Origin of the sequence: Pseudomonas sp. SWRI111 (assembly GCF_014268555.1) — a bacterium.
GTDB classification, from domain to species: domain Bacteria; phylum Pseudomonadota; class Gammaproteobacteria; order Pseudomonadales; family Pseudomonadaceae; genus Aquipseudomonas; species Aquipseudomonas hamedanensis.
Genome location: NZ_JABWQQ010000005.1, coordinates 220,367 through 237,721, shown reverse-complemented (window position 1 = coordinate 237,721; position 17,355 = coordinate 220,367). Strand labels below are relative to the sequence as shown.

Annotated in this window: 13 protein-coding genes; 6 read left to right on the top strand and 7 right to left on the bottom strand. The window is 61.8% G+C overall.

All coding sequences use genetic code 11. The features are described from left to right. Positions 1-172 precede the first annotated feature (172 nt). From HU755_RS09305 to HU755_RS09290, 4 genes are all read left to right on the top strand, one after another. On the top strand, positions 173-1,249 hold the full coding sequence (locus tag HU755_RS09305; protein WP_186631802.1) for a putative 2-aminoethylphosphonate ABC transporter ATP-binding protein: 1,077 nt from the start codon (positions 173-175) through the stop codon (positions 1,247-1,249). After that, positions 1,249-2,973 carry a putative 2-aminoethylphosphonate ABC transporter permease subunit gene (locus HU755_RS09300; protein ID WP_186631800.1) on the top strand — a complete coding sequence of 575 codons (1,725 nt, stop codon included), beginning with the start codon at positions 1,249-1,251 and terminating at the stop codon, positions 2,971-2,973. Before HU755_RS09305 ends, HU755_RS09300 begins: the two co-directional genes overlap by 1 nt. A gap of 34 nt (positions 2,974-3,007) precedes the next feature. Then, a complete protein-coding gene (locus HU755_RS09295) occupies positions 3,008-4,033 on the top strand; it encodes a putative 2-aminoethylphosphonate ABC transporter substrate-binding protein (protein ID WP_186631797.1) in 1,026 nt (341 codons plus the stop codon). A gap of 117 nt (positions 4,034-4,150) precedes the next feature. After that, positions 4,151-5,299, top strand: a complete 1,149-nt coding sequence (locus HU755_RS09290; RefSeq protein ID WP_186631794.1) for a TIGR03364 family FAD-dependent oxidoreductase — start codon at positions 4,151-4,153, stop codon at positions 5,297-5,299. A 163-nt stretch (positions 5,300-5,462) separates the two neighbouring features. On the opposite strand, the gene HU755_RS09285 is transcribed toward HU755_RS09290, so the two are convergent. Both HU755_RS09285 and HU755_RS09280 read right to left on the bottom strand, forming a co-directional pair. Next, positions 5,463-6,839, bottom strand: coding sequence for a GTPase/DUF3482 domain-containing protein (locus HU755_RS09285; RefSeq protein ID WP_186631791.1), 1,377 nt, complete (start codon positions 6,837-6,839; stop codon positions 5,463-5,465). Then, complete coding sequence (locus tag HU755_RS09280; RefSeq protein ID WP_186631788.1) at positions 6,832-8,205, bottom strand: DUF2868 domain-containing protein; 1,374 nt, start codon at positions 8,203-8,205, stop codon at positions 6,832-6,834. The genes HU755_RS09285 and HU755_RS09280 overlap by 8 nt, the downstream gene beginning before the upstream one ends. A gap of 85 nt (positions 8,206-8,290) precedes the next feature. Between HU755_RS09280 and HU755_RS09275 the strand changes: the two genes are divergently transcribed. Then, complete coding sequence (locus HU755_RS09275; RefSeq protein WP_186631785.1) at positions 8,291-8,803, top strand: dihydrofolate reductase; 513 nt, start codon at positions 8,291-8,293, stop codon at positions 8,801-8,803. 90 nt (positions 8,804-8,893) lie between these two features. On the opposite strand, the gene HU755_RS09270 is transcribed toward HU755_RS09275, so the two are convergent. Next, positions 8,894-10,285, bottom strand: coding sequence for an L-cystine transporter (locus HU755_RS09270; RefSeq protein WP_186631782.1), 1,392 nt, complete (start codon positions 10,283-10,285; stop codon positions 8,894-8,896). A gap of 242 nt (positions 10,286-10,527) precedes the next feature. Here HU755_RS09270 and HU755_RS09265 point away from each other — a divergent pair, with 242 nt between their 5' ends. Then, on the top strand, positions 10,528-11,589 hold the full coding sequence (locus tag HU755_RS09265) for a haloacid dehalogenase-like hydrolase (RefSeq protein ID WP_186631778.1): 1,062 nt from the start codon (positions 10,528-10,530) through the stop codon (positions 11,587-11,589). A gap of 281 nt (positions 11,590-11,870) precedes the next feature. Here the strand turns inward: HU755_RS09265 and ilvD are convergent, their stop codons facing one another. The 4 genes from ilvD to HU755_RS09245 form a co-directional block, all read right to left on the bottom strand. Next, complete coding sequence (gene ilvD, locus HU755_RS09260; RefSeq protein ID WP_186623348.1) at positions 11,871-13,712, bottom strand: dihydroxy-acid dehydratase; 1,842 nt, start codon at positions 13,710-13,712, stop codon at positions 11,871-11,873. A 255-nt stretch (positions 13,713-13,967) separates the two neighbouring features. Continuing rightward, positions 13,968-15,200 (bottom strand): multidrug effflux MFS transporter, encoded by a 1,233-nt coding sequence (locus tag HU755_RS09255; protein WP_186631775.1) that lies wholly within the window; start codon positions 15,198-15,200, stop codon positions 13,968-13,970. Then, complete coding sequence (locus HU755_RS09250; protein ID WP_186631772.1) at positions 15,193-16,170, bottom strand: diiron oxygenase; 978 nt, start codon at positions 16,168-16,170, stop codon at positions 15,193-15,195. Before HU755_RS09250 ends, HU755_RS09255 begins: the two co-directional genes overlap by 8 nt. After that, positions 16,167-17,249 carry a SagB family peptide dehydrogenase gene (locus tag HU755_RS09245; protein WP_186631769.1) on the bottom strand — a complete coding sequence of 361 codons (1,083 nt, stop codon included), beginning with the start codon at positions 17,247-17,249 and terminating at the stop codon, positions 16,167-16,169. Before HU755_RS09245 ends, HU755_RS09250 begins: the two co-directional genes overlap by 4 nt. Between the last annotated feature and the right edge of the window lie 106 nt (positions 17,250-17,355).

Genomic DNA, 17,355 nt, shown 5'->3' with positions numbered 1-17,355 from the left:
GGAATGCGTTCCCCCTGTAGGAGTGAGCCTGCTCGCGATGGCGCCAATGCGGGCAACGCTTCATTTGAACGAAAATCCCCGAATACCACTATCGGCCGTTTTTGCCTCACTGCCACATGACGGACGCATTACAGCTCTAGGATTGGCCCCATCTGCTTGATGAGGTTTGTCCATGAATCCTGCCTTTGCCACTGCCCTGACCCATCCCGGCGCGCCGATGAAAGTGCGCGGCGTGCAAAAGCGCTTCGGCGCCTTCACCGCGCTGGATAATGTCTCCCTTGATGTCGCCGCCGGTGAACTGGTGTGTCTGCTCGGCCCGTCGGGCTGTGGCAAGACCACGCTGCTGCGCTGCATCGCCGGGCTGGAGAAGCAGGACAGCGGCGAGTTGTATCTGGGCGAGCGCGACGTTTCACACCTCGCCCCGCAGGCCCGGGACTACGGGATTTTGTTCCAGTCCTACGCGCTGTTCCCCAATCTGACCGTCGAAGCGAACATTGCCTACGGCCTCGCCGGCAGCGGTCGCGACGAAGTGCGCCGTCGCGTCGGTCAGATGCTGGAACTGGTCGGCCTCAGCGGCAGCGAGAAAAAGTACCCCGGGCAATTGTCCGGCGGCCAGCAACAGCGCGTTGCCCTGGCCCGAGCGTTGGCGCCGGCCCCGTCGCTGCTGTTGCTGGATGAACCGATGTCGGCCCTCGACGCGCGGGTCCGCGAGCATCTGTGCACCGAGCTGCGCCAGCTGCAACGCAACCTCGGCATCACCACCCTGATGGTCACGCACAATCAGGACGAAGCGATGCTGATGGCCGACCGCATTGCGGTGATGAACAATGGCCGCGTCGAGCAATACGCCACGCCGCAGGAAATTTACAACCGTCCGGCCACGCCGTTTGTTGCCGAGTTCGTCGGGCAGGGTAACTGGCTGCCGTTCCAGCGCAGCAGTGACAGCCACGCCCAGGTCGGCGGCATGAAGCTGCGCCTGGCCGATGGCAGCGTGCAGAGCGCGTCGGGCCGACTGTTTTGCCGCCCGGAAGCGATCAACGTCAATCCGCTGGTGCATGAAGAAAACCTGTTCCCGGCCAAGGTTCGCGAGATCACCTTCCTCGGCAACCGCTGCCGCATGAGCTTCGAACTTGATCAACTGCCGGGCCATGCGCTGCTCGCCGAATTGGCGCCGGAAGCCATGCCACGCCTCGGCGCCCAGCAGATCATGGTCGCCTTGCCGCCGCGCAGCTTGCAGGTGTTCGCCTGATGAGCGCCCCGATCGCCTTGCCGCTGCCGGACAAGCGGGTACGGCCGACGTCCCGCGCCGAGATCGGCGATCGCCTGTTCGTGGTCGGCGGCAAAATACTCCTGCTGGTATTGCTCGGCCTCGCCGTACTGCTGCCATTGCTGGCAATCTTCTGGCGCGGCTTCAGCAATGACGCCGGGCAGGGCGGTGGCTGGCTCGCGGCGAAAACACTGGTGACCAGCGCAAATTTCCACTGGCTGCTCGGCAACAGCCTGAAAGTTTCCCTCAGCGTCGCCGCCATCGTCGTACCGCTGGCCTACCTGTTTGCCTACGCGCTGCAACGCACGCTGATTCCGGCCAAGGGCGTCTGGCGCGGGATTTCCCTGTTGCCGCTGATGGCGCCATCGATGCTGCCGGGGATTGCGCTGGTCTATCTGTTCGGCAACCAGGGCCTGCTGCGCGGGCTGCTCTCGGACAATATCTACGGGTTCTGGGGGATTGTGCTGGGCGAGGTGATTTACACCTTTCCCCATGCGCTGATGATTTTGCTCTCGGCGTTGTCGCTGGCCGATGCGCGATTGTTCGATGCGGCGTCGAGCATGGGCGCCAGTCCGGCCAAGGCGTTTCGCAGCATTACCTGGCCAGCGACGCGCCAAGCGGTGTTTGCCGCGTTCTGTCTGGTGTTCACCCTGACCATCACCGATTTCGGGGTGCCGGTGGTGGTCGGTGGCGACTATCAAGTGCTGGCGCTGGAAGCCTATAAAGCCGTGGTCGGTCAGCAGCAATTCGGGCGCGGCGCGTTGATCGGCATGGTGTTGCTGCTGCCGGCACTGTTCAGTTTCGGCGTCGATGCCTGGCTGCGTCGTCGACACGGCGATTCCATGAGCGGACGCGCACAGGTGTTCAAACCGCTGCCGTCCAAGCTGCGCGATGGTTGCTACCTGGCGATTGTCTTGTTGATCAGCGCCGCGCTGTTGCTGGTGTTCGGCATGGCGGTGTTCTCATCCTTGGTGAAGTTCTGGCCATACAACCTGTCGCTGTCGCTCAACCACTATCAGTTCAACGAGACCGCCGGCGGTGGCTGGCTCGCCTACAGCAACAGTTTGACGATGGCGTTGGGCACGGCACTGATTGGCAGCGTGCTGATCTTCACTGGCGCTTATCTGATGGAGAAAACCCGCACCCAACCCGGGCTGAACCTGACCTTGCGCATGCTCAGTTTTGTACCGATGGCGGTGCCGGGTTTGGTGCTTGGGTTGGGTTACGTGTTCTTCTTCAATCTCAGCGGCAACCCGTTGCACGTTCTATACGGGACGATGACGCTGCTGATCGTCTGCACCATTGCGCATTATTTGACCACCGCGCAAATGACCGCGACCACCGCGCTGCGCCAACTCGACGCCGAGTTCGAAGCCGCCGCGCTGTCGCTCAAGGCGCCGCTGTACCGCCACTTCATGCGCGTGACCGCGCCGATCTGCCTGCCGGCGCTGCTGGATATCGTGCGCTACCTGTTCGTCTCGGCGATGACCACGGTGTCGGCGGCGATTTTCCTCTACAGCCCCGACACCATCCTTGCCGCAGTGGCGGTGCTGAACATGGACGACGCCGGCAACGTTGGCGGCGCGGCGGCGATGTCGACTCTGATTCTGTTCACCTCGGCGGGCGTGTCGTTGCTGCTGGCGTGGGCTTCGCGCGGCTTGCTGCGCCGTTCCCAGGCCTGGCGGCAAACCGCGCCCGGTCACTGAAATCACCTTCAACGCTCAAGACAGGAATCCGCTCATGTTCAAGCCTATGGCCCTGGCCGCTGCTGTGCTCGCGACGTTCAGCCTGAATGCCTTCGCGGCAAAAACCGAGTTGACGGTGTACACCGCCCTCGAAGCCGAGCAACTGAAGTCCTACAAGGAAGCCTTTGAAAAGGCCAACCCGGACATCGGGATCAAATGGGTGCGCGATTCCACCGGAATCATCACCGCCAAACTGCTGGCTGAAAAAGCCCGGCCGCAGGCGGATGCGGTGTGGGGCCTGGCGGCGTCCAGCCTGGCGATCCTTGATCAGCAAGGCATGCTGCAAAGCTACGCGCCGAAGGATCTGGGCAAGATCGGCGCGAACTACCGCGACGCCGCCAACCCGCCGGCGTGGGTCGGCATGGATGTCTGGGCCGCGACGATCTGCTTCAATACCGTCGAAGCCGAGAAGCAGGGTCTGACCAAGCCAGTGAGCTGGCAGGACCTGACCAAACCTGAGTACAAGGGCAAGATTGTCATGCCCAACCCGGCCTCGTCCGGCACCGGTTTTCTCGACGTCAGCGCCTGGCTGCAAACCTTCGGCGAGCCGCAGGGCTGGGCCTATATGGACGGTCTGCACCAGAACATCGGCCAGTACGTTCACTCCGGTTCCAAGCCTTGCAAACTGGCGGCAGCGGGCGAATTTCCAATCGGCATTTCCTTTGAGTACCCAGCCGTACAGTTGAAGCGCCAGGGCGCGCCGCTGGACATCATCCTGCCGAAAGAAGGCCTGGGCTGGGAGATCGAAGCGACAGCAGTGATCAAAGGCACGCCGCATGAAGAAGCGGCGAAAAAGCTGGCTGATTTTTCGGCGAGTGCCGAGGCGATGGATTTGTACAAAGAAAACTTCGCCGTGCTCGCCCAGCCGGGGATCGCCAAGCCGCAGACCGAATTGCCCGCCGATTATGAGCAGCGCCTGATCAAAAATGACTTTGCCTGGGCGTCGAAGAACCGCGACGCGATCCTGGCTGAATGGCGCAAGCGCTATGACGGCAAGTCCGAGAAAGTGGCTGCCAAGTAAATCTTCGCAGGCTGACAGGGCCTCATCGCGAGCAGGCTCACTCCTACAATTGGAATGCGTTCCCCTGTAGGAGTGAGCCTGCTCGCGATGGCGGTTCTGAATTCAGGAAAAATCCAAATGACACACCACAAAGACCTGCTCATCGTCGGCGCCGGCATCCTCGGCCTCTCTCACGCCTATGCCGCCGCTAAACGCGGCCTCAACGTCGCGGTGTTCGAACGCACCGCCATCCCCCTCGGCGCCTCGGTGCGCAACTTCGGCCAGGCATTGGTCACCGGCCAGCCACCCGGCACGATGCTGGAGCTGGCCAAGGCCAGCCGCGAAATCTGGGGCGACTGGGCGCAACTTGCCGGCCTGCAGATCAAGCGCAACGGCTCATACCTGTTCGCCCGTACCGAAGCCGAAGAGCAACTGCTTGAAGCCTTCTGTGCTGGCCGCGCAATCGAGCACGGCTACAACGTTGACCTGCTGCGCGGCGCCGCCCTGCCTGATCTGTACAACGGCCAGTTCAGCCATCACCGCGCGGCGCTGCACGGTATCGACGATCAACAGCTGTATTCGCGTGAGGCGATTCCGGCACTGATCGACTACCTGCGGCGCGACCTCGACGTCGAGTTTCACTTTTCCACACTGGTGCGCGACATCGAGTCGGGACGTCTGCGCAGCACTGCCGGCGACTTCACTGCGCCGCAAATCATCGTCTGTTCCGGTCACGACTATCAAACCCTGCTGGCCGAGCCGATCGCCGCACTCGAGCCGCGAATCTGCCAGCTACAGATGCTCCGCGCAAAACCGCAAATCGAGCTGAATCTGCAACACGCTGTGCTCACCGGTTTGAGCTGTGTGCACTACGGCGCGTTCGCCGATTTGCCGGAAGCAGCGGCGGTGCAGGCACAGATCTGTCGCGATCAGCCACACCTGCACGCCAACGGCATTCACCTGCTGATCAGCCCGACCCCCTATGGTGAACTGATCATTGGCGATTCGCATCATTACGGCAGCGATGCTTCACCGTTCAACGCCGAGCAGATCGACAACTGGATGCTCGAACTGGCCGAGCAGACGCTGGGCTGCAAGGTGCAAGTGATCGAGCGCTGGCAGGGCGTCTATGGTGCTCGCGGGCCGGCGCCGTTTTCGTTCCTGCGCCCCGCACCGGGCTTGAGTGTGGCGCTGATGCACAGCGGCGTCGGCATGAGCGTCGGCCCGGCGCTGGCCGAGCGCAATATCGTGCAGCTTTTGGAGGAGGCAGAAACCACGCATAGATGATCGTGCGGGGAGAGAAAGCGGCGCGACTGCTTGTGTGTAAGCCGTTGAACCGAGGTGCTGCATTCGCGAGCAAGCCCGCTCCCACAGGTTGACCGTGTTCCTCCTGAAGGAATGCGATCAACCTGTGGGAGCGGGCTTGCTCGCGAAGAGGGCAGACCAGTCGCTATAAATCTTTGGCCAAAGCCTCAATCTGCTCCTGCCGCTCCGCCCGATTCAGTTTCGGATGCGGATTGAGCGATGACCACTGCGGATGCGCCCGGGCCTTGTTCAAGGCTTCGGGCAACTTGCCCTCGCGCCAGGTCTTGTCCACAGGCGTGGCCACCTGAATGCTGTCCAGCGCCGCATGCCCGCGCTGATCAAGCGCCAGCAACAGCTGTCGCTGGCGCAACGCCAACAGGCGCAGCACCGCATCGTCCACCGTCAATTCCCGCTGGCCCTTGATCTTGCCGAGCAGGCGGCTGCCATAACTGCGCGCCGTTTGCAGCGCGCCACCGGCAATCGCCCCGGCCAACGCCGCTGCGCCGAGGGTAATTCCGCCCACCAGCAAATCCACGCCAGCCCCGGCCGCTGCGCCGGCGGCAATACCGCCGCCAACGCGTACGCCGAGCTGCTTCAGGGTCTCGGGGTTGAACAAGTCATCGCCCCAACGCCCATCAAGCAACGGCAGATCACTGGCGGCCGCGTCCTGTGGGCGGAACGCGTAGAGTTTGAGCAGCGCCTCGACACAACGCTGTTCGCGCTGACGCACCGCTTTGCGCAACTCACTGATCGCTTGCTGCTCCTGTTCGGCTTCGCTGACCACACTGCGCCGGCACGCGGCGCAGTCGATCAATAAGTCGGCAATCAGGCGCGCCGCACTTTGCTGACGCGCCAGGCGCTGCGCCTGTTGGTCGGCAATCAAGCGCTCCAGTTGCGGCCGGGCGTTTTCCAGCAGCAGCGCGAGGCTTTCGTACAGCCGGCGCTCACCGTCCTCGGGCGGCGCAACGCTGTCAAAACGCACCAGCGCATGCAGCCCCAGCCGCGCCAATGCTTCGCGCCAATCCGGCTCGCGATGGTTGGCACTGCTGACGAAATTCAGCACCGGCAGCAGCGGTTTGCCGCAACTGGCGAGCACTTCCAGTTCATCGCGATATTTCGCCAGCACCGGTTCGCGGGCGTCGATCACATACAGGCCGGCATCCGAGGCGAGCAGTTGCCGCAGCACTTTGGCTTCCTGCTCGAAACGCTGGCGCGCCTCGCTGCCGTCGAGGAACCGCGCCAGTCGCGCCGGGCCGTCGAGGCGTTCGCCGGGGCGTTCCAGGCGCTCGAGAAAATCCAGCAGGGCGATGGCGTCTTCCAGCCCCGGCGTGTCGTAGAGGTCGAGCAACGGCTCGCCATCCACCGACAGCCGCGCGCCCTCGACGTGCCGGGTGGTGCTCGGTCGATGGGAGACTTCGCCGAAACCGACGTCGCGGGTCAGCGTGCGCAGCAGTGAGGTCTTGCCGACGTTGGTGTGGCCGACCACTGCGAGTTTCAGCGGTGCCTTGCGTGCATCAGTCATGTCCGCTCTCCAGCCAGTTCATCGGCGCGCAATCGGCGAACGGCAACTCCAACTGTTGCAGCGCGACGTGCCAGTCACCCAGGCGTTCGGCGTCCAGGCCTTCGCCGGGTGGCGCTTGCAGCAGCCAGACCCGGGTGGCGCCGGCATTGCGGGCCAGTTCAGCGATCAAGGCGAGGCTGCCGCGATCCGGCGAGCGCCGCGGATCACACGCAATCGCCAACCGCGCCGGCGGGAAGCGGCTCAGTTGTTCGAGGAGCTTGTGGCGGGATTCGCGGCTGTCGAGGATGCCGGCATTGTTGACGTTTTTCGGCAGCGCGGGCGGCCATGGGCGCTGCTCGTCGAGTTCGATGGCGACCAGCAGCGCGCCTTCGCTGGCCAGCTCGCCGATCTGGCTTTCGACGCGATGCAATTGCGCCGGCTCAGGGTCGTTGACGCCGAGGCGTTCGCTGGTCGGCATCAGCCGCTCGCGCAGTTGTGCGTAGCCGGGCAAATTCAGGTCCAGACGCAGCGAGGCTTTGCCGCTGTTCCAGCGCCAGAAACACAACAGCGCCAGCAGCAGCCGCGGCAGCACGCCGTACACCACCAGCACCCCGACCAGCCAGCTCGCCCAGGCCTGTCGGGCGCTTTCGATGTCGAGGGCGCCGTTGCCGCTGGCGCGGATCATCTCGACCGTCGGCACGTTGAAGCCGATCAGCGAAGGCAGATAGCCGAGGGCCTGGGTGATAGAGATAAACGTGTCGGCGCCGAGAATCGTGGTCTCCCAGACGAAGCCGTAGCGCCGGGTCGCCATCAACGTCAGCAGCAAGATCAGCGCACTGAACATCGCCAGCAGCCACAGGCCATTGACCAGCGTGCCGAGCGCCCAGCGGTTGAGTTTCTTGCGTTGCAGCATCAGCAGCAGGGCCGGCGCCAGTTGCGCGGCTTTGGCATCGCGGGCAAGTTTTTCGCTGAGCCACAGCCACAAACGCCCGAGCGTGGCGCCGTGTTCGCCGGCAAAGATCAAGCCCAGCGCCCAGCTCAACAACAGAATCAGATTGATCCCGAGCAGACTGCCCAAAGCCCAGAACACATTCACGGGCGTTTGCCCGAGTGCAGCGAACGCCAGACCGGCGCCGCTCAGCACCGCGAAGATCATCAACAACACCAGCGCCAGACGCGCGCCTTGCAGCCAGTGCTTGAGCGCAGCCGTCAGTCCGTCACGTTCGGCCAGCCATAACGCACGGCGCTGAATGCGGCCCGGCAGATCGCCGCCGGCCGCACGGGCCAGCCGATTGGCTTCCAGGTCGTCCAGGGGGCCTGCGTGTTCTTCGCGCAGGCGCACGGTTTCAGTCAGCCAGAGGTTTTGCAGTGAAGTCAGTTCAGTCACGCGGCGTCCCGTTGCTTGATCGAGCGCTGAGCATAACCGCTGTGGCGCTTATCGGGGTAAGCGCGGCTCTGGTATCCTCGCCGGCATGACTAAATCACTCCCTTTAAGCCTGATCGCAGCCCTCGGTGCAAACCGCGTGATCGGCGTCGACAACAGCATGCCCTGGCACCTGCCGGGGGACTTCAAATACTTCAAGGCGACCACGCTCGGCAAGCCGATCATCATGGGCCGCAAGACTTGGGATTCGCTCGGTCGGCCACTGCCGGGGCGCTTGAACATCGTCGTCAGCCGCCAGCCAGAGCTGGTGCTTGAAGGCGCCGAGGTTTATCCGTCGCTTGAGGCAGCAGTGGTTCGCGCCGAAGAGTGGGCGAAAGAGCAGGGCGTTGATGAGTTGATGTTGATTGGCGGGGCGCAACTGTATGCGCAAGGCTTGGCACAGGCCGATCGGCTGTACCTGACCCGCGTGGCGCTGAGCCCGGAGGGCGACGCGTGGTTTCCAGCGTTTGATTTGAGCGAGTGGACGCTGGTCTCGAGCGTTGAAAACCCGGCGGTTGAAGATAAGCCGGCGTACAGCTTTGAGGTTTGGGAGAAGGCTTAAAAGCATCGCGAGCAGGCTCACTCCTACAGGGGGAACGCATTCCAGTTGTAGGAGTGAGCCTGCTCGCGATAGCGGTTTGTCAGGCGCTACTTATGCCTGCGCCAACTCCGCATGCTCATCGGCATCCAGCAATTTTTTATCAGTCTGCTGCATGACCTGGCTGGTAATCGCACCCGCGGTAATCGAGCCACTCACGTTCAGCGCGGTACGGCCCATATCAATCAGCGGCTCGACCGAAATCAGCAACGCCACCAGTGACACCGGCAAGCCCATCGCCGGCAGCACGATCAGTGCGGCAAACGTCGCGCCGCCACCGACCCCGGCCACACCGGCCGAACTCAACGTGACAATCGCCACCAGCGTCGCGATCCACAGCGGATCCAGCGGGTTGATGCCGACCGTCGGCGCCACCATCACTGCCAACATCGCCGGATAGAGACCGGCACAACCGTTCTGGCCGATGGTTGCACCGAACGAAGCGGCGAAACTGGCGACCGACGACGGAATGCCCAGACGACGAGTCTGCGCTTCAATGCTCAGCGGAATGGTCGCCGCGCTGGAGCGGCTGGTGAACGCGAACGTCAGCACCGGCCAGATTTTGCGGAAGAAACGCAGCGGGTTGATCCCGGCCGCCGATACCAGCACGCCGTGCACCACAAACATCAGGCCCAGGCCGAGGTACGACACGACTACGAAGCTACCGAGCTTGATGATGTCCTGCAGGTTGGAGCTGGCGACCACTTTGGTCATCAGCGCCAGCACGCCGTACGGCGTCAACTTCATCACCAGACGCACCAGACGCATCACCCAGGCTTGCAGGGTGTCGATGGCATTGATCACTTTCTGACCTTTTTCCACGTCGTCCTTGAGCAACTGCAGGGCAGCAACCCCGAGGAACGCTGCGAAAATCACCACGCTGATGATCGAGGTCGGCTTGGCCCGGGCCAGATCGGCGAACGGGTTCTGCGGAATGAACGACAGCAGCAGTTGCGGCACATTCAGGTCGGCGACCTTGCCGGCGTAGTCGTTCTGAATGGTTTGCAGGCGAGCCATTTCCTGGGTGCCAGCGACCAGGCCTTCAGCGGTGAGGCCGAACAAATTGGTCAGGCCGATGCCGATCAATGCGGCAATGGCCGTGGTGAACAGCAGCGTGCCGATGGTCAGGAAACTGATTTTGCCCAGCGACGAAGCGTTATGCAGACGCGCCACGGCGCTGAGGATCGAGGCGAATACCAGCGGGATGACGATCATTTGCAGCAACTGCACGTAGCCGTTGCCGACCAGATCGAACCAGCCGATCGAGGCTTTCAGCACCGGGTTGCCGGCACCGTAAATCGTGTGCAGCGCCACGCCGAAGGCCACACCCAGAACCAGCGCGAGCAGGACTTTTTTCGCCAGGCTCCATGAGGTGTGGCGGGTCTGCGCCAGGCCCAAGAGCAGGGCGAGGAACACCAGCAGGTTGAGAATCAACGGTAGGTTCATGAGGACTCCAGGAAAGACTGTGCCAACAGCCGTCCGGGGCTGCTGCGAACCGATAAGCCTAACAGCTTGATTTGCAATGAATTAATACCAAAATCGCAGGCTCTCCGTCGTTTTTGGAATAAGCGTGTGTCGTTCTCGGCAAAGCATCTGGCGTAAAACGGACGCGGACGGTCGCTGGCAGACGAAGTTCGTCATATCGATTTGTTACGGTCGAACTCTTTGAACGCGGGGAGTACAGGCTTATGAAGTTCGCACCGAAATATCTGGCTGTTGCGCTGAGTGTGGGTCTGGCCTTCGCCAGCCAGGCCTTTGCGACTGACCTCAAACACTGGCCGGCCGACCAGGCCAAGGCGCTCGACGCGATGATCGCCGCCAATGCCAACAAGGGTAACTACGCGGTGTTCGACATGGACAACACCAGTTACCGCTACGACCTCGAAGAATCCCTGCTGCCGTTCATGGAAAACAAGGGCCTGATTACCCGCGATAAACTCGACCCCTCGCTGAAACTGATGCCATTCAAGGACACCGCCGAGCACAAGGAAAGCCTGTTCAGTTACTACTACCGCCTCTGCGAAATCGACGACATGGTCTGCTACCCGTGGGTGGCGCAGGTGTTTTCCGGTTTTACCCTCAAGGAACTTAAGGGCTACGTCGATGAGCTGATGGCGTCTGGCAAACCAGTGCCTGCGACTTACTACGAAGGCGATGTGGTGAAGACGCTTGACGTCAACCCGCCGAAAATCTTCACCGGTCAGCAGGAGCTGTACAACAAGCTGATGGAGAACGGCATTGAGGTCTACGTGATGACCGCGGCCTCTGAAGAGTTGGTGCGCATGGTCGCGGCGGATCCGAAGTACGGCTACAACGTCAAGCCGCAGAACGTTATCGGCGTTTCGCTGTTGCTCAAGGACCGCAAGAGCGGCGAACTGACCACCGCACGCAAGCAGATCACCGCCGGCAAATACGACGAGCAGGCCAATCTCGGCCTGGAACTGACCCCTTATCTGTGGACCCCGGCCACCTGGATGGCCGGCAAGCACGCCGCGATCCTCACTTACATCGACGAATGGAAAAAACCGGTGCTGGTGGGTGGCGATACCCCGACTAGCGATGGCTACATGCTGTTCCATGATGTCGACGTGGCCAAGGGCGGCATTCACTTGTGGATCAACCGCAAGGACAAGTACATGGCCCAGATCAACGGCATGATGGCCAAGCACGCCGCGGCCCAGGCCAAGCAAGGTTTGCCGGTGACGGCGGACAAGAACTGGGTGATCGTCAAGCCTGAAGAAATTCAGTAACCCTATATCGATCCAAATGTGGGAGCGGGCTTGCTCGCGAATGCGTCGTGTCAGTCACCCTTTGTATATCTGACACACCGCTTTCGCGAGCAAGCCCGCTCCCACAGTTTTGATCTTCGCTGTCTATGAGATTGATCGTTCCCACGCTCTGCGTGGGAATGCAGCCCGTGACGCTCCGCGTCACTGGACGCGGAGCGTCCCTTGAGGCATTCCCACGCGGGAGCGTGGGAACGATCATGCCCCGCGTTTGGCGGGGCATTTTTGCTACTGCGATTTGACGCTTACAGCCCGTCGAGCATCGCCTTGTTGCGCACCGCACCCTTGTCGGCACTGGTCGCCAGCAGGGCGTAGGCCTTCAGCGCTGTGGTCACTTTGCGCGGACGCTGTTCGACCGGTTTCCAGCCTTTCCTGTCCTGCACGATCCGGCGTGCCGCCAGTTCTTCGTCGCTGACCAACAGGTTGATCGAGCGGTTCGGAATGTCGATCAGCACCTTGTCACCGTCCTGCACCAGGCCGATTGCGCCGCCGGCCGCAGCCTCTGGCGAAGCGTGACCGATGGACAGACCCGAGGTGCCGCCGGAGAAACGGCCGTCGGTCAACAGGGCGCAGGCTTTGCCCAGGCCTTTGGATTTCAGGTACGAGGTCGGATAGAGCATTTCCTGCATGCCCGGGCCACCTTTCGGCCCTTCGTAACGAATGATCACGATATCGCCGGCTTTCACTTCGTCGGCAAGGATGCCGCGCACCGCGCTGTCCTGGCTTTCGAAGATTTTCGCATTGCCTTCGAAGACGTGGATTGATTCATCGACACCGGCGGTTTTCACCACGCAACCATCGAGCGCGATATTGCCGTACAGCACGGCCAGACCACCCTCTTTCGAGTAGGCGTGTTCGAAGCTGCGGATGCAGCCGTTTTCACGGTCGTCATCGAGGGTTTCCCAACGAGTCGACTGGCTGAATGCGGTTTGCGTCGGAATGCCCGCAGGACCTGCCTTGAAGAAGTGATGCACGGCTTCGTCGGTGGTCTGGGTGATGTCCCACTTGGCGATGGCTTCTTCCATGCTGCGGCTGTGCACGGTTGGCAGGTCAGTGTGCAGCAGGCCGCCGCGGGCCAGCGAGCCGAGGATGCTGAAAATGCCGCCGGCGCGGTGCACGTCTTCCATGTGGTACTTCTGGATATTCGGTGCGACTTTGCACAGCTGTGGAACGCTGCGCGAGAGACGGTCGATGTCGCGCAGGTCGAAATCGATTTCGGCCTCCTGGGCGGCAGCGAGCAAGTGCAGGATGGTGTTGGTCGAACCGCCCATGGCGATGTCGAGCATCATCGCGTTCTCGAACGCCTTGAAGTTGGCGATGTTGCGCGGCAGTACCGACTCGTCGTTCTCGCCGTAGTAACGCTTGCACAGCTCGACAATGGTCCGGCCGGCCTGCAGGAACAGCTGTTCGCGGTCGCTGTGGGTGGCGAGGGTCGAACCGTTGCCCGGCAAGGCCAGGCCCAGTGCCTCGGTCAGGCAGTTCATCGAGTTGGCGGTGAACATGCCGGAGCACGAACCGCAGGTCGGGCAGGCGCTGCGCTCGTACTCGGCGACTTTTTCGTCGGACGCGCTGGCGTCGGCGGCGATCACCATGGCATCGACGAGGTCGAGACCGTGGGCGGCGAGCTTGGTCTTGCCGGCTTCCATCGGACCGCCGGAAACGAAGATCACCGGAATGTTCAGGCGCAAAGCCGCCATCAGCATGCCCGGGGTGATCTTGTCGCAGTTGGAAATGCAGACGATGGCGTCGGCACAGTGGGCGTTGACCATGTACTCGACGGAGTCGGCGATGATCTCGCGGCTCGGCAGCGAATAAAGCATGCCGTCGTGGCCCATGGCGATGCCGTCATCCACGGCGATGGTGTTGAATTCCTTCGCTACACCGCCGGCGCGCTCGATTTCGCGGGCGACCAGTTGGCCCAGGTCCTTGAGGTGCACATGGCCCGGCACGAACTGGGTAAACGAGTTGGCGATGGCGATGATCGGCTTCTTGAAGTCGTCATCTTTCATCCCGGTGGCGCGCCACAGTGCGCGGGCGCCGGCCATGTTGCGGCCGTGGGTGGATGTTTTCGAGCGGTAATCTGGCATGGAGCACTCCGGGCGGCTAATCAGGTACTTAAGGGGAGTGAGCTTCTGTTGACCTCAGGGACACTCAGAAATGGCCGTGTGTCCGGAAGTTGCCGATGACGTTGCGGGATCGCCGCTGGTCTCAGCCTGAGCTCATAAACCCGCCGGGGATGAATGGCGATGAATCCAGCGATTCTACACCGCTGGCGTCTGGAGGGAATGGCGCAACGTGTTGTTCCCCCGCTGTCACGGTGTGCGGAATGACGACCGGCAGGTTTATGGGCGTCTCGGTTGCGCAACGCCATGGCCGGCCAGGTGTGTTCGGCGGCGGCTGATCCACTGGTTCAGCAGCAGCGCCACGCCGCTGAGCAGCAGGAAACTGCACGCCAGGGTCGATTGAAGGTTGGTGGGGCTCAGGCTGATCAGCGCGCTGATCAAACCGCCGCAGATGAAAATGATGATGCTGCCCGCCGAAGCCGAGGTGCCGGCGATGTGCGGAAAAATATCCATGGCCCGCGAGGTGGCGGCCGGGCGAGCGATGGTGGTGCCGGCGGTACAGATCAGCATGGGAATCAGCACGCTGGTGATGGTCAAGGTGAAAGCCGACGACAGGATCAGCATCACCAGCCCTGACAACAGAATCAGACTCAGCCCGGCGACGATTTGCTCCTCGGGGTTTATCCGTCGGCTCAATACCGTGGCGACCAGGCCGCCGATGACGTAGGCCGCACCGTAAGCCAGCAGAACCAGTGAGAAGTCATACGGCGCCAGTTGCAGTTGGTCCATGAAAATCAACGGCGATATCACGATGAACGAAAAGTGGCAGGCGAACGCAAACGCCGAGATCAGCCAGTAGCCGACAAACTCGCCGTTGCCCAGCACTTTGCGATAAGACCGAATGAAACCTAGCGGCCTGTCCCGGTGTGTCGGGCGGTCGTTGTGCAGAAACCACCAGGCTTTAAGCCATACCAGAGCCGCCAGCAGCGTGAACAGCCAGAAACTGCCACGCCAGCCGAGGGTGGCCTGTAAAAAGGTGCCGGCCAATGGCGAGACCGAGATGAAGATCCCGGTGGCCGTGACCATCAGGATGCGCAGGCGGTCGCGTTCTTCGCCTTCGAACAGATCCTGGACCAGCGCCTGGGACAGGACGAAGCAACCGCAACCCAGCGCCTGCACCACCCGAAAGATCAGGAACACGGTGTAGTCGCTGGTCACCACGCAGCCAAGGGCACCGACCATCGAGACCGTCATGCCGGTCAGTAACAAGCCTTTGCGGCCAATGGCGTCCGACAGCGGGCCAATCAGCAACTGGGCGAACGCGATGCCCAGGGCGAACAGGCTGATGGACAGCGCTATGTCCGCCGGGGTGTGGTGAAAGTGAGCGGCCAGGGCTGGAAAGGAAGGCAGCAGCACATCCAGTGGAAACACCCCCAGCAAGACCATCGCCAACAAGAGACTGACCGCCCCTCGTTTTTGCCGCGAGGTGACCGCAGAGCTGTTTTCATTCATCGATCAGTCCCGCCTTGGCGAAGAGTTTGCAGTTGTTGGGCAAGGCGAAAAAACCGGCCTTTTTCAATGCATCCAGGGTCGCGATGGCGCCGTTTCTGGCGCGCAGGCGTTTGGCTTCCCGGTGGGTCAGGCTGGCAAGAATCTCCTCGATCGCTTCGTCGCCGATGCCGGCCCCGCGCAGGCTTTGCTGCAACCAGCCTTCGTCGACCTCGAAGAAAATTCCGAGGATGTCCACCAGCGTCCGGGCCGCAAATGTGCGCCGCCGGGCGTTCAGGGTCAGCCACAGGTAATGGAACACTTCGCTGAAATAGCGGCTGTGCCGCGCCTCGTCGGTCAGGTGGTCGCGCAGCATGTCGCTGACGCTGGACACCAGACTGTCCCGGCACACATCCAGCAATTCCCGGGCGATGATGGTTTCCGAGACAAAGCCCAGCAGAAACCAGGCCAGCGGGCGATGGCTTTCGGGCGTGCGGGCGATCAGGGCGTTGAGTCGGGTGATCCGCAACGGCATGACCGGACGCCCGGTGAAACCGTAAAAACCGGCAATCTGTTCGGCAAGACGATTGGAGAACAGTGCGTGGTAGCCCTCGTCGGTGTACAGCTGCAGGGCGGCGGTTTTCATTTGCGCCGGAACGAACATCGGCAGTTCTTCGTGAACGATGACTTCGACGGCACGATTGACGATGCGGTGTTCGAGCAGCGTCGTGTAATCGAGAAAATGCACCAGATGATTGGCGCACAGGCGATGCGCCACCGCGCTGCCGGCGGCGGCGACGGCCGGATGGGCCAGATAGGGCAGGAACGCTGGCGGAAACCAGAACCGTGCTTGCAGTTGTTCCGGCAGGTCGTCCGGCAACTGGTAATCGTGTTGGCTGTTACGCACCGAGGCGCGACGGTCCCAGTCACCCAGGGTGAATCGCAGAGCCCAGGACACAGGCCGCGTGTCCTGAGCGTCGGTGAGTGTGCTCATGGTTGCGACTCACAGGGCTGTCGCTGCAACAGCTCGCGCATTTCCAGGCACATCGCTTCGCCGTCGCTTTCGCCGCAGCCGACAAAAAACAAGGGTTGTTCTGCGCGGCCTGCAACCTTCAATAGCGCCTCGACCTGCGCGTCGGCGAAAGCCCCTGTCAGCCAGGTGCCGAGGCCCAGCGCCGTGGCGACCATTTGCAGGGTTTGTGAAAGGTGGCCGGCCTCGACGAAGGCCATTCGATAGGCGCGCGAATGTTGGTATTTCCACCATAGCTTGTCGAATCGGGCGGTGATGAACAGCCCCAGCGGCAGGTTATTGATGAAATGCTGCCCATCCAGCAACAGGCCGAGCGGAGATTGCAGCCGCGGACTCACCGGTGTCAGCACATGTCTGTCCGGGTGGTAAGCGTAAACCCCCGGCTCCAGGCCATCGACATGCTGGGCGAGGACAAAGCATTCGCAGGCGTTCAAGCCGCCGCCTGAAGGACTGCTGCGTCGTGCTTCGAGGCCTTCGGCGATGCCGTCGCCGGAAGGATCGCGCTCACGCAGATAGCCGAAAGACCAATACAGCAGGGTGCTGGCATCGACGAGTGAAACGGCGCGACCCGTGAATGAGCGACAGGTTTTCCGTCGGGTCAGCACGTCGGTCAGGCTGTCAGGGTCCGGGATGGCGGGTGTGGGGAGGGCGATGGTTTCACCCAAGGGGTTGGGCAGGCGAGCGGTATCAGGCGCAGGGCTGGCCAGCACGTCGTTGCAGTGTTCAAGGTATTGCCTGGCCCATTCATCGATCGTTTGCGGGTTTTTTTGGCTGGGGATGTTTTGTGTACCGATATGAAAGATTCTCGACAGTTCATCCCAGCCCCATGGCGGAGTATCCGTCTTTTGCGAAGTTAATATACCGGCATCTAGTAGTTGCAGATCTATGTTGTTCTGTTCGTCGAACAGGTCGGGGTTGTTGATGAGTTCGCCGAGGCGTGACGAATGTTCCAGATCCAGCTCGTACTGAACATGGTCTTTATAGTTCCAGACGATTTGGGCAGGCGTGCGCGGTAATATAAATAAATAAGGATTGACGTGCATGTTGGAGAGTCACTCTGGTTGAATGTCTTGTAGACGCCGGATTGCCGGCACTCTCCGGCGTCTAGACGTGCTTAGCGGGCTTTAGGCGCTACCAGAAATGCCAGGT

Bases quoted from the DNA above. Each gene is read 5' to 3' on its own strand.
- HU755_RS09305 (WP_186631802.1), top strand. From the start codon at position 173: ATGAATCCTGCCTTTGCCACTGCCCTGACCCATCCCGGCGCGCCGATG.
- HU755_RS09300 (WP_186631800.1), top strand. From the start codon at position 1,249: ATGAGCGCCCCGATCGCCTTGCCGCTGCCGGACAAGCGGGTACGGCCG.
- HU755_RS09295 (WP_186631797.1), top strand. From the start codon at position 3,008: ATGTTCAAGCCTATGGCCCTGGCCGCTGCTGTGCTCGCGACGTTCAGC.
- HU755_RS09290 (WP_186631794.1), top strand. From the start codon at position 4,151: ATGACACACCACAAAGACCTGCTCATCGTCGGCGCCGGCATCCTCGGC.
- HU755_RS09285 (WP_186631791.1), bottom strand. From the start codon at position 6,839: ATGACTGATGCACGCAAGGCACCGCTGAAACTCGCAGTGGTCGGCCAC.
- HU755_RS09275 (WP_186631785.1), top strand. From the start codon at position 8,291: ATGACTAAATCACTCCCTTTAAGCCTGATCGCAGCCCTCGGTGCAAAC.
- HU755_RS09270 (WP_186631782.1), bottom strand. From the start codon at position 10,285: ATGAACCTACCGTTGATTCTCAACCTGCTGGTGTTCCTCGCCCTGCTC.
- HU755_RS09265 (WP_186631778.1), top strand. From the start codon at position 10,528: ATGAAGTTCGCACCGAAATATCTGGCTGTTGCGCTGAGTGTGGGTCTG.
- ilvD (WP_186623348.1), bottom strand. From the start codon at position 13,712: ATGCCAGATTACCGCTCGAAAACATCCACCCACGGCCGCAACATGGCC.
- HU755_RS09255 (WP_186631775.1), bottom strand. From the start codon at position 15,200: ATGAATGAAAACAGCTCTGCGGTCACCTCGCGGCAAAAACGAGGGGCG.
- HU755_RS09250 (WP_186631772.1), bottom strand. From the start codon at position 16,170: ATGAGCACACTCACCGACGCTCAGGACACGCGGCCTGTGTCCTGGGCT.
- HU755_RS09245 (WP_186631769.1), bottom strand. From the start codon at position 17,249: ATGCACGTCAATCCTTATTTATTTATATTACCGCGCACGCCTGCCCAA.